General features: G+C 40.1%; 13 protein-coding genes. 5 read left to right on the top strand and 8 right to left on the bottom strand.

What is annotated here, in order from left to right; translation table 11 throughout:
* Window positions 1–33: 33 nt before the first annotated feature.
* Window positions 34–579: a hypothetical protein gene (locus FLL45_RS05170; RefSeq protein WP_142940909.1), complete on the top strand. Its 546-nt coding sequence runs from the start codon at window positions 34–36 to the stop codon at window positions 577–579.
* A 14-nt stretch (window positions 580–593) separates the two neighbouring features.
* Here the strand turns inward: FLL45_RS05170 and FLL45_RS05165 are convergent, their stop codons facing one another.
* Window positions 594–1,133: a manganese efflux pump MntP gene (locus FLL45_RS05165; protein WP_142940908.1), complete on the bottom strand. Its 540-nt coding sequence runs from the start codon at window positions 1,131–1,133 to the stop codon at window positions 594–596.
* A gap of 307 nt (window positions 1,134–1,440) precedes the next feature.
* Here FLL45_RS05165 and FLL45_RS05160 point away from each other — a divergent pair, with 307 nt between their 5' ends.
* The 3 genes from FLL45_RS05160 to FLL45_RS05150 all read left to right on the top strand — a co-directional run bounded on the left by FLL45_RS05160 (window position 1,441) and on the right by FLL45_RS05150 (window position 3,288).
* Window positions 1,441–2,181 carry a helix-turn-helix transcriptional regulator gene (locus FLL45_RS05160; protein ID WP_210247113.1) on the top strand — a complete coding sequence of 247 codons (741 nt, stop codon included), beginning with the start codon at window positions 1,441–1,443 and terminating at the stop codon, window positions 2,179–2,181.
* Window positions 2,182–2,258: 77 nt separating this feature from the next.
* The gene (locus tag FLL45_RS05155) at window positions 2,259–2,450 is read left to right on the top strand and encodes a hypothetical protein (RefSeq protein ID WP_142940907.1); all 192 of its coding nucleotides are present in this window, start codon (window positions 2,259–2,261) and stop codon (window positions 2,448–2,450) included.
* 109 nt (window positions 2,451–2,559) lie between these two features.
* Complete coding sequence (locus FLL45_RS05150) at window positions 2,560–3,288, top strand: transglutaminase-like domain-containing protein (RefSeq protein WP_142940906.1); 729 nt, start codon at window positions 2,560–2,562, stop codon at window positions 3,286–3,288.
* On the opposite strand, the gene FLL45_RS05145 is transcribed toward FLL45_RS05150, so the two are convergent.
* From FLL45_RS05145 to FLL45_RS05120, 6 genes are all read right to left on the bottom strand, one after another.
* Complete coding sequence (locus FLL45_RS05145; protein ID WP_185964337.1) at window positions 3,289–4,167, bottom strand: cation diffusion facilitator family transporter; 879 nt, start codon at window positions 4,165–4,167, stop codon at window positions 3,289–3,291.
* 78 nt (window positions 4,168–4,245) lie between these two features.
* Complete coding sequence (locus FLL45_RS05140) at window positions 4,246–7,440, bottom strand: efflux RND transporter permease subunit (RefSeq protein ID WP_142940904.1); 3,195 nt, start codon at window positions 7,438–7,440, stop codon at window positions 4,246–4,248.
* 15 nt (window positions 7,441–7,455) lie between these two features.
* The gene (locus tag FLL45_RS05135; RefSeq protein WP_142940903.1) at window positions 7,456–8,661 is read right to left on the bottom strand and encodes an efflux RND transporter periplasmic adaptor subunit; all 1,206 of its coding nucleotides are present in this window, start codon (window positions 8,659–8,661) and stop codon (window positions 7,456–7,458) included.
* Window positions 8,662–8,680: 19 nt separating this feature from the next.
* The gene (locus tag FLL45_RS05130) at window positions 8,681–9,913 is read right to left on the bottom strand and encodes a TolC family protein (RefSeq protein ID WP_142940902.1); all 1,233 of its coding nucleotides are present in this window, start codon (window positions 9,911–9,913) and stop codon (window positions 8,681–8,683) included.
* Between the two features lie 70 nt (window positions 9,914–9,983).
* Window positions 9,984–10,340, bottom strand: a complete 357-nt coding sequence (locus tag FLL45_RS05125; RefSeq protein WP_142940901.1) for a hypothetical protein — start codon at window positions 10,338–10,340, stop codon at window positions 9,984–9,986.
* Between the two features lie 94 nt (window positions 10,341–10,434).
* A complete protein-coding gene (locus FLL45_RS05120) occupies window positions 10,435–11,334 on the bottom strand; it encodes a cation efflux transmembrane domain-containing protein (protein ID WP_142940900.1) in 900 nt (299 codons plus the stop codon).
* A 78-nt stretch (window positions 11,335–11,412) separates the two neighbouring features.
* Between FLL45_RS05120 and cadR the strand changes: the two genes are divergently transcribed.
* Complete coding sequence (cadR, locus tag FLL45_RS05115; RefSeq protein WP_142940899.1) at window positions 11,413–11,808, top strand: Cd(II)/Pb(II)-responsive transcriptional regulator; 396 nt, start codon at window positions 11,413–11,415, stop codon at window positions 11,806–11,808.
* Between the two features lie 118 nt (window positions 11,809–11,926).
* Here the strand turns inward: cadR and FLL45_RS05110 are convergent, their stop codons facing one another.
* Window positions 11,927–12,133: a helix-turn-helix domain-containing protein gene (locus FLL45_RS05110; RefSeq protein WP_142940898.1), complete on the bottom strand. Its 207-nt coding sequence runs from the start codon at window positions 12,131–12,133 to the stop codon at window positions 11,927–11,929.
* Window positions 12,134–12,214 lie beyond the last annotated feature (81 nt).

Genomic DNA, 12,214 nt, shown 5'->3' with positions numbered 1-12,214 from the left:
CCTCTTGTCGATTGGTGCTAAAAGAGGTGATTGATGATGGACACGGTAAACGATTCGTATCAAGAACATGGCAGTATTGAGCCGCCACGAATAATCGGGCGTATTGTCCGACTCGCTCTAGGCGTGATTTGCCTCGATTTAGTCAGGCAAATTGTTGACGATATTCCCGGAATGATTGAACGAGGCTGGCCGGTTAATCCTGTTGCTATTTGTACCATCTTCCTCGGATTCTATTTACTCCGCCCAGTGTTAAATCTTGGATTTACTCTGAAAAACAATTATTGGGCTCAAGTTTTTGTTTTTACCACTACACTCGCGATTTTCATATATGAGTGGCTATCTGGCGGGCCAATGTTTGGCAAAGTATTAACAGCCTTTTTAATGTTTTGGATGACCTACGTATTCGGCCATCTTGGAATATCATTTGTTCTTTCCGCCATTAACAAAACTCCTGGATGTGAAATGAGGGCAATTCCTCATTTATGGACTATCTTCACTGGGAAAAACTCTTATGAGCACCATTGCCCGGGATTTATTCGAAATATTGATGAGTGGGAGAATCGGCGTATCGAAGAATAAATTTGTTAGTGGCTCTACCAAATTAGGAGCTTAACACCAATCATTATCAAGATAACTCCACCTATAATTTCAGCTTTACTTTCTAGATAGGTACCGCTTTTAACACCAATGAAAACTCCGACATAACTAAATGCAAAAGTAGTTAAACCAATTAATATGCATGCAATGGTAAGGCTAATCCCGAGCAGTGCTAGCGCGAATCCTGCTGCCATAGCATCAATACTGGTTGCAATGGCTAGTATTAGCATGACTCGTGGTGTTACTTGGGATATATCCTGCTCGATACCTTCCGAATATGACTCATAAATCATTTTCATTCCGATAAGAAAGAGTAATCCGGCGGCCACCCAGGGCGCATAAGTCTCGACCCAAGCCAAGGTACCTTGACCGCCCAAATAACCAATAACCGGCATGCCCCCTTGAAAAACACCAAAGTAAACTCCGGATTTTATCGCTAGTATCTGCGGGTTAATTTGATGACGCGCTCCCAGCCCTATAGATACTGCGAAAGCGTCCAGGCTTAAAGCGATAGCGAGGATTATTAATTCGAGCAATGTAATTTCCTGCAGAGTTATGTAATGAAGTTGAAGCTATTTATTATAGAGCCTATAGATTAGTATTGAACCATATCAAAATCTTAGTGATTATTGGTTTTAAAAGGATCTATTTCCTTCACCTTTAATTGTTAGATAGATTTATGATGTTAAAGCTGCGGATATAATTTCTCGTTTTGTTTTGGGGAAACTATTCATCGTATACTTATGACAAAACTCGGTATACACCAGGTAAAGAATAAATGTATTCATATCTCACTTTACATGACGACTTTTAAACACTGGTTTTCGTTAATGGTCGAATATTATGATTAAACCTGCCATTTGGATTAATCCAGGGGTTGTTGCTATTTATGGTTCAAGCATCGATGCCGCTTCTCATAGCCATCATTCCATACAAGTAATATGGTGCAAAGAAGATTTAGATTGTAAATTAAATAATAAAGCTATAGCAGGAACAACTCTAGTAAACTCCATGGTTGAACATCAACTCGAGATGTCAGAAGGCTGGGTGTTGCTTATTGAACCAAATAGTAACTTGGGGGCGGAGTTATCTGCCAAGCTTGCGGGAGAATTGTACAAATCATTTCCTATATCCAATTTCACTATTAATGAATTATCAAAAGAAACAGAAGAGATAAATGATTATTTAGAACCATTGTTTAGTGAGTTAGGTTTAACTCAACAATTTTTGGTTCTAAACGAAAATAAAGTAAAAGATAAGCGTATTCAACAATTACTCACTGAACTCAACCAATGTTTAAAGGGGGATTGTATTAAGCCTTCAAGTTGGAGAGCTTCTGAAGTGGCTAAACAACTAGCTCTCTCAGAAAGTCGCTTTCTTCATTTATTTAGTGAAGAAATGGGGATTTCATGGAGACCTTATCTACTATGGCGTAGGATGATGTGTGCAATTCAGGCATTAGTAAACAATAAGTCTGCTACCGAAGCTGCTTATTTGGCAGGCTTTTCAGATAGTGCACATCTGAGTAGAACGTTTCGAAAAAACTTTGGGATGTCTATAAGGCAGGCACTTTCCCTTTTTTGAATAAGTTAGCCAGTTTATTCAATTATCAAAATGATGGAAGAGTTATTCTAATTGCTATTATTTAGCAGGAATAGCCTATGAAACAGAAACTTATCACTCTCATTTTAATTGTTATTGCTTTGGTGACTATATTAGCTACCCTAATTCATGGAATGATTGCTGATATTTCCATATTCCACGGAATGGTAATTCATCCACTTATATTACTGGCTGGTATTTCATTATTTGCTTTCGTAAAGAAACAAAACTCTGAAATTAGTCATGGATAACGGTTAACAAATCGTATTGTTGCTGAAACTACAAAGTTAGCCAGTTTATTCAAGTTATCCATCATTTATTTGAATATTCTTTAATCATATTCAATAGAGAGACATATCCATGGCAGAACTAAATAGCGATTTTTTAATCGAAACTCCTATGTTGGACTTTGGCGATCCGAAAGTTCAAGACTTGATTAAACAAAGAAAGTGGGGAGATTTGGACCGATTTGACGCTATTGGGGCAATATACAATTTTGTAAGAGACGAGATCTTATTTGGCTATAATGCAGATGACCGTTTATCTGCAAGCCAAGTTTTAAGTGATGGATATGGGCAATGCAACACTAAAGGAACTCTATTAATAGCTCTTCTGCGCGCAGTTGGAATACCAACCAGATTCCATGGATTTACTATTTATAATGAATTGCAACGCGGCGCAATTCCAAACTATCTATTTTTCTTTGCTCCTGAACGTATAATCCACAGCTGGGTAGAAATTTATCATAATGATCGTTGGGTCAACTTGGAAGGTTACATCATTGATAAACCCTATTTAAAACAAGTTCAACGTAACTTTTCTAATCAATGTAATCAATTCTCAGGATATGGTATTTCGACTAAATGCTTAAGTGAGCCTGAAATCGATTGGACAGGTGAAGATACCTACATACAAAGTGAAGGTATTGCTGATGATTTTGGTGTGTATGCTCAACCTGATGATTTTTATGCGAAATATGGAAGTAACTTATCTGGAGTAAAAAAAATACTATTTCGTTATGTGTTACGGCACTTAATGAATTTAAATGTAAATAGAATTCGGTCCGAAGGAATCGCGTCCAATAGGTAATTAGTTGTTATCTTCATCCCTACAATGCTCATCGGAAAATTCCAGTTCTATAGTTGTATGTTTGAACTGGTATGTTTCCAACCGTTTTTTTATTTCTCTCTTCAGACCGAGTAATGAATCCAAGGTGACTGTTTTAACAAGCACAACATGACCTGTTAAAACGTGTTTCTCGCCATCTAATGACCAGAAATGTAAATGATGGACGCTTTGAACACTTTCCAATCCTTCTAACTTTAATTTTACTTCCTGCAACAAATGCGTATCGGGTGTCGCTTGTAGAAAAGTTTTAATAGTAATTGTTAAGTTCTTGGCTACATTAAATAAGATAAACAATGTAAATAGAATTGATAAGATCGGATCTAAAATTGGTGCGTCAATAAACATGAGAATGACTGACAGTAAAAGAACTGCGACCCAACCAAGTACATCTTCTATGAGGTGCCAGTTTAATATTCTTTCATTTAAAGATTTTCCAGAGCTTAATTTGTATGCTGCATAACCATTAACGACAACACCGAAAATAGCTAGTCCCAACATCCCTTCAACATTGGGCATAACTGGTTCACTTAATCTAGGGATCGCCTCAAACATGATCCAGGCAGAGCCTAAAATCAACACCAACCCATTAATTAATGCACCAAGTAAAGAAAAACGAAAATAACCATACGTAAATGTTGAGTCGGGATCTTTTTCAGCAAGCTTACTTAGCAACCAAGACATCCCGATGGATATACTATCGCCTAAATCATGTATAGCATCGGCCATTATTGCAGTGCTGTTAGTCAGAAGGCCACCGATAAACTCAATAATGGTAAAACCTAAATTAAGAAAGAATGCCCAACCAATTCGATTGCTACTATTGTTATCATGAGAATGCATCTTCAATTCCTTTCAACTAAAGTCTTCTTGTATTAGTTTAATCAGCATCGAAGCTAGAGCGCTTCGATGCTTTGAGATTTAATACGCTTTAGATAATTTTCCTTTCGAAAACCAGGAAAATAAGACCGGTAGTACATAAAGCGTTAAAAACGTCGCAGTTACCAGTCCACCCACAATAACACTCGCCAAGGGCTTTTGAATCTCGGCTCCAACACCAGTAGACAGCAACATTGGAATGAGTCCTAGTGTTGAGGTAATCGCTGTCATTAAAACTGGCCTTAGCCTCGAAACAGCACCATTAAAAACAGCATTTTTCACGGTAAGACCATCATTGATGCGCTGATTAATCTTTTCGACCATGACGACTCCATTAAGGACAGCGACGCCAAATAGCGTGATAAAACCCACTGAACTAGGTACCGATAGATATTGTCCTGTTGCCCACAAGGAAAAAACTCCGCCAATAATTGCGAGTGGGACGTTAATCAAAATCAGTAATGCCTGACCGACAGAATTAAATGCAAAGTAGAGCAACAAGGCAATTAGTCCTAGCGAAATCGGAACAACTAACGAGAGCCGCTTTTGGGCACGCTGTTGGTTTTCAAATTGTCCACCAATTTCAACTGAGTAACCTGTAGGCAGGGATACATTTTTTGTTATTGTAGACTGGATGTCAGTTACTACGCTGCCCATGTCTCTGCCTTGAACGTTCGCTTGAATTACCACTCGGCGTTGAACATCATCACGACGAACTTGCGGCGGACCGGATTCAATAGACACCTCTGCAACATCTCCCAGCCTTACCCATGCTCCCGACGGTGACCTTAGTCTTAACTCCGAAATGATTTCTCGATCTTGTCGAAATTGAGCATCGAGTCGGACGTATATATCGTAACGTTCATTACCATTAATAATCTGTCCCGCACTATTTCCACCTAAACCATCTTTTACCAGCCCCATTACGTCGGAAACTGATAAACCATATCGAGAAAGCGCTCGGCGGTTAGGTTTGACGACAAGTTGAGATTCACCTTCGATTTGCTCCATAGCAACATCACGTGCCCCGTTGACCGATTTAATCAAAGTTTCGATTTCCTGGCCCTTTTCTGCCAATACAGTTAAATCGGGGCCAAACAACTTAATTGCCAATTGTGCTTTGACACCCGATAAGAGTTCGTCAACGCGAGTTGCAATTGGCTGAGAAAAATTAAATACGAGCCCAGGATGCTGCTCTAGTTTTAATTCCATAAGCGACTGAAGTTCGTATCGATCGCTAGCGCTGGTCCATTCAGATATCGGTTTCAAACCAATATAGATTTCAATATTATTGACAGGTTCCGGATCGCCGCCAATCTCTGCACGACCTATTCGCGATAACGCGTAGTTAACCTCTGGAAAGGTCATAATAATGGATTCCAATTTTGGGGCCACTTCTAGCGCGGTATCCAAACTAGACGATGGAGCAAGGGTGACACGCAAGTTAATCGTTCCTTCTTCTAATTCCGGAACAAACTCCGTACCTAATCGTGGGATCATTAATGCTGCAGCGACCACAAGCACCACCGCCGATGCGATGACTGTTTTTGTATTCTTAATGGCCCATTGAAGCGTTTTCCGATACAAATGATCGATGGGTTTCAGAACGAAACTTTCTTGTTGTATTAAATTGTGTCTGAAAAGATAAGTTGCTAGTGCAGGAACAATGATTAAAGCAACCATAACTGCTGCCATCATAGCTAGCATAATGCTCACGGCCATTGGTTGAAAAAGTTTTGCTTCAACCCCTTCAAACGTAAACATCGGCATAAAGACAACAAGAATGATCGCAGTAGCAAAAAATATTGGTCTCGCAACTTCTCTTCCAGCCTCCTGCAGTCGCAAGGAGATTCCACTTTTTCCCGCCGCTGAGCCTTGGGGGCTTAGCGTTTTATTTGAACTTGCCAGCGAGGTTTCATCGTGTAATGAGTCTGGATGCGTCAAATGTTTGAACATGTTTTCAACCATCACTACAGAGCCGTCAACCAGCATGCCAATTGCAACTGCAATGCCACCAAGCGACATCAAATTTGCAGACAATCCAAACCAGGACATCACCATCAAAGCGATCCCGACCGAGATAGGAATAGAAATAAGCACCAGCAGCGTTGCACGAATATTCATTAGAAACAGCGCTAAGATAACGACAATTAACACAAATGCGAGTGATAGTGCATTCACAACAGTATCGACAGCTTGTGTTATTAAATCAGCTTGATCATAAAAGGCTTCAAACTTTACACCTTTGGGTAACGCTTGATTTATTCGTTCAGCTCGAGCATTAATGCTATCAATGGTCTCTTTAGTATTAGCGCCCATCCTTTTTAGAACAATCCCAGAAACAACTTCCCCCATGTTCTCAACTGAACCATCCTTATTACGTCGGGTCATGGTTACCGCACCTTGACGAATTTCGTTTCCAAGGACTACCGTTGCGACATCATCAACAGTAACCGTAGTGCCGTTCAAGGTTTTTAAAGGAACTTGACCTATTTCATTCAGTCCCTGTTCGCCATGTGATAACCAACCTGTGCCACGGATAACAAGCTGTTCTTGACCGCGATTCATGTACCAGCCGCCAACATTTTCATTGTTTTTTTCCAGTGCTTCCATGACATCCTGTTGAGAAAGTTCGAAAGCAAGTAATTTAGATGGGTCGAGATTGACCTGATATTGTCGAACCTCACCGCCAAACGATAAAACATCAGTGACACCACCAGCAGGGATAAGCAATAATTTGATGACCCAATCATTGAGGCTCCTGAGTGTCATCGCGTCATATCCCGATCCTGGATCGGCAATTAATAGATATTGAAACACTTGGCCCAGGCCAGAAGTGTTAGGTCCCATTTCAGGAGTTCCGACACCATCTGGGATCAATTCTTTCGCGGTTTGAAGTCGTTCAAAAACCAACTGTCTTGCAAAATAAATATCTGTGCCTTCATTAAAAACAACAGTAACACCAGACAAACCCGTTTTTGAAATAGAACGAACTTCTTCCACATCCGGTAAGGCGTACATAACTGCCTCTACCGGATACGTAATGAGTTGTTCGACTTCTTCTGCTGCTAAACCTGGTGCTTCAGTATTGACAGATACCTGGACATTGGTCACGTCAGGGAAGGCGTCAAGATTGAGTTTTGGAATGATAAAATAGGCCGATACCATTAAGGTCATTAAAGCGATCACAACCAACAAACGGTTTGTCACAGCCCAATCTACAATACGATTAAACATATGATTATCCCTCGATTAATGGTTATGCGGATCAAAGCCGCCTTTGGCTAATTGCGAGGCAACAAAAAAAGCACCTTCCGTCACTACTTTTGTTCTAGCATCAACACCAAAAACTTCGCGAAGTTTTCCAAGTGGACGTCCCAGAGTGATTTCATGCGGTTCAAATTGGCCGGGCGATTTTTCAATAAAAACAACCCAGTCTCCGTCACTATTTCTCATTAAAGCGGTTTCTGGTACGGCAATAACCTCAGAATCTGTTTTAAATTTAAAAAATACATTCACAAATAATCCAGAGTGTAATCGATGTGCGTTGTTTTGAATGGTGAGGCGAACGATGCGAGTTCGGGTTGTAGGTTCTATGGTATGAGCTTCTTGAGAAACAGTCGCTTCAAAACGATCAGCTGAAGTTTGAACGACAGCAATAGTGCCCTTCGGTAGCGCCAGCTTTGAATTCGCAGGCAGTCTGGCTTCGACCCATAACTCTTTCTCGTCAGCAACAATCATGAGCGCTTCACCTGCATTTACTCGCTGCCCTTGATGAAAATCATCAGTTAAAACGACGCCATTGACATCTGCGCTTAGCGTATATTCACCAAAAACATTTTTAGATTTTTGTAATTGCTCAATTGCGTTTGATGACAAACCATAAGCTTTTAATCGAGCAAGCGCTGCACTGTTTTCAGATTGGGCAGATAAAAATCGCTTGTCTCCAACTGCTTTTCTACCAAGCCGCTTAACGCGCAGCCATTCTCCATTTGCAATCTGGTATTGAGCCTGAGCTTCTGCAACAGATTCACTAAATAAAGTAACCAAAGGTTGCCCAACAGCGATATGATCGCCTAGGGATGCGTGCCTCTTTAATACAACAGAATCTACTCGTGGCGATACCAGATAGCTAGTATAGCCATTAGCCTTGATTTCTCCTGGCGCATAAACTTGGTAATTTAAAGATTTAGGAACTAATGTTGAGATTTTAATTCCTGCTAATTGAATTTGCTCGCTGGTTAATGAAGTTTCTTTTGCCTCATGTTCTTCTTCACCATGAGAATCTTCATTATGTTTATGTTCGTCTTTTTCATGAGAATCTTCGCCATGTTTATGTTCCTTACCATCGTCTTTGTGTGAAGAATGAACCTGCTCGTCTTCTTGTGTTTCACTTGCGGGGACATTGCTCGCTTGAATAGCAAGCAATGTCAGAAAAATAAAGGTTATCTTTTTCATTTTAAAAATCTCTTAATCGTTAATTAGCTTGCTTTAGCGCAGTTAGCACCTGGCCGGTGTTTAAAAGCCAGTCTATGTAGGCTTTTCGGTATTTTTTTTGTAATTCAATACCCGAAACGATGCCATCAGCTCTTTGCTGGAGTGACAAAAGATATTCTGATGTGCTGACATCACTACTGCGCCATTGTTGTTCGAGAAGTTTTGCGCTACTTTCTATGCGGCCCTTCATCAAACCTTGCCAGCGTTTATAATGCTTCTTGTATTCGTTTAGCGTTGATTGCGCGGCTTCGATGGAAAATTGTTGCGATCGCCTTGCTGCTAGAAATTGCGATTCAGCCGATAGTACTTGCTGGTTGATCGCTTTAACTTGAGCACTAAAATCATTCCTTATATTAAGTGGCATCGAAAACGAAATACCGACAACATCATCATCTCCATTTTGACCTGCGTTCAAACCAAAAGTAGGTTCGTTTTTGGCATCGAGCTTTGCAACTTCAGCTTCTTGCCGTAATGATTCCCAAGCAGTTCGAGCTGCGGCAACATTTGGGATTTGGTCAATTGATTGGCTGAAAGAATTATTCGCGTCAAATCGCCAAAATGATTTAGGGACCTGGGACATCTCGACAGACCAATCTGGCAATAATTCACGAACTCTTGCTTCTGCTATCTTAAACTGGACATGAGTTTCTGCAGTTTCGTTAAGCTGTTGCGATAATTCCAGATAGGTCAGTTCAGCATCTAACTGGCCCAAGTCACCAGCTTCTTGGCGCTGAGTTATGACTTTAAGTAAAGCGCTTAAACGATCTTCTTGCTCTTTTGCTAGCTTTGCATGTTGCTTTGCAGAGTCCCATTCAATAAGAGCGGAAATAGTTTCCGCAGTTCTTCGTTGCAAAATAGCTTTAAACTCAAAATGAGCTGTTTGGCGATTAATGGAAGCCTGTTTCTTGCGAATACTCGACTTATCCCACCAATCAATGGTTTGAGTAATGCCTATTTTGAAATTATTCGAATCGCCTTCACGCTCATACTCAGTTTCAAGTTCTGGATTGTACAAAGGCAGTTCTTGGTTGTTAGCCCAGGAAAGCGACGACTCCATTTTTTCTTTTGCGGCTACAACCTGCGGATGATTTTCAATTTGATTTTGAAGCCACACACGCCAAGAGTCGTTTTTTGGTGCAGCTGACAAGCTCGTGCAAAATACGAGCAGATAAACGCCTCCCATCGGGATTCGTTTAATTAAACATCTAAACATTTAGATATCCTCTAATATATAAGTACTATTTATTCCTAAATTAAATTGATTAAATTAATCGAACTTACATCTAAAGGATGGGGGGTCTTAGGGCTGGGAATAGAAAGATTGAGGGTAGATTTAGCTGGTATTCAAATATCAAGTCACTTCGAAAAGACAAAATGGTTTCTGAAGCTAATCCTGCTAAATATAAGTTTGAAGTTCCATGACAGTGACAACAATGATGACAGTCGAAGGGGGAGTTCTCAAAGTTTTCTGGAGATTTCAAATCGTCATCGGATAATGCTATTGAACCAATTTCGTGGTCATGTTCAAAAGACAGATGCTCTTGACCAGTCTGATGTAACTGGTGTGTATCAATAGAGGCATTCACCGATTGCAAGGCAATCAGTGCTATCATCACTATTAATAACAGCCGTTTTATCATGTCTTAATTTAATTCCTGATTGAATTGCTACTTCTAGCGACATTCGCTAGCTCACCAATTATAGTAAAAATTAGGTACGTCGTCCCAACCATTTTCAGGCTTTGAGCCTTAATATGCGCCCTGCCCCGTAGAGTACTACAATCCCAATTATTAAACCAATTACTAAGTCGGGAAAACGAGAACCAGTCAACATCACAAGCATACCCGCCAAGATTACTCCTAAATTAGCAATGACATCATTCGCAGAGAAAATCCAACTTGCTTTCATATGAACACCCGAATCTTTCTGTTTATGAATTAACATTAAGCATGCGCTATTTGCAAGCAATGCTACTAAGCCAAATGCCATCATCAGTTCAGAAATGGGCTCGCTGCCATAAGTAAAACGTCGAACGACTTCACTTAGCGCCCCAAGTGCGAGAATAACCTGTAACCATCCTGACAGTTGCGCTGCTTTCAACTTCATTTTAATACTGTGGCCAACGGCGTATAGAGCGAGTCCGTAAACAGCAGCATCGGCAAACATATCCAATGAATCTGCAATGAGTCCCGTTGATTGTGCTATCCAGCCAACGCTTAGCTCTGTAAAAAACATGAAAGCATTAATAACCAGTAACCATTTGAGTGTTGCTGATTCCTTTGACTGGTTTATTCTTTCTAAATCTCGGGCGCTCTCAATTTCTTTAGGGCAGCTTTCTTTGGTGGATTGTAAGGTTGCACCAAATCCGAGTGCGGTTAATTTTTGTTCGATTTCATCTAAATTAACGTCGTGAAAGACTCTGAGTTCACGGCTTGGAATATCAAAAGAGAGTCCAACTTCGGGCTCAACTGAATCTAATGCCAAACGAATTATCCGCTCTTCCGAAGGGCAGTCCATCTTAGGTACCTTAAATAAACTGCTATAGGGTTTGTCAAAAAAACCCTCACTCGATGGTTGTTCACCAATTTCATTGCCACTACAACTTTGACAGCTTCCGCTGTAGTTATCACTCATGATTAGTCTCTTGATCAAATACTAGAGCAAGTTTAAACTCTATAGTAACTATAGAGTCAAGATGATTTATCATAAAGTATGAAAATTGGTGAATTAGCCCGTCGCTCAGGGTGTTCTATACAAACTATCCGTTACTATGAAAAACTAAAATTGTTACCGATACCTAGCCGAAGTGAGGGTAACTTTAGGCTGTATGACATAAAAATATTCGAACAACTTAAATTTATAAAGCGTTGTAAGGACTTGGATTTAACGCTGGATGAAATACGTAAATTATTGAGTATTAAATCTGAGCCAAATCAAGAGTGCGATGATGTAAACCGGTTGATTGAAAGACACCTAGAACGGGTAGAATTCAAAATTGCCGAGTTTAGGCAACTACGAGCACAACTGATTAGTTTGAGACAAGCTTGTTCTGAAAACAACAAAGCTGTGGATTGTGGAATATTGAAACAGCTTACGAAAGATTCTTAACTTGATTAATAGGTGGCTATACCCATAACTAGTGTTAAACACCAAGTTTGCATGACTTATCCTCTTGCACCCAGAGAATACAATTCAGTCGGCTGGACTTATAGAGCTGGAAAGTATGCTATGGAAGAAGCTCCCGAATGTTGCAGTCAAGAATTTCGGCTAAAGCGTAAGCTTTTTCTAGTGTAATATTAACCTCCCCCCTTTCAACTCTGCCAGCATAACTTCGATCGATGTTTGCCTTTAGAGCTAGTTTATCTTGTGATATCCCAAGAGATTTTCTTCTAGCCCGTACTTTCTTACCAAAATTAATTGCAATATCTTTCATTTCTTGTCCCTTTATAAAGACAAGAACTATCTAAAGTTGCGGTATATAAAGCCACGGACTATAATCCGTATTTTTGAGGTT

Origin of the sequence: Aliikangiella marina (assembly GCF_007004765.1) — a bacterium.
Taxonomy (GTDB): Bacteria; Pseudomonadota; Gammaproteobacteria; order Enterobacterales; family Kangiellaceae; genus Aliikangiella; species Aliikangiella marina.
Note: the sequence above shows the minus strand (reverse complement) of the source record. Positions and strands in the feature narration are given on the sequence as shown.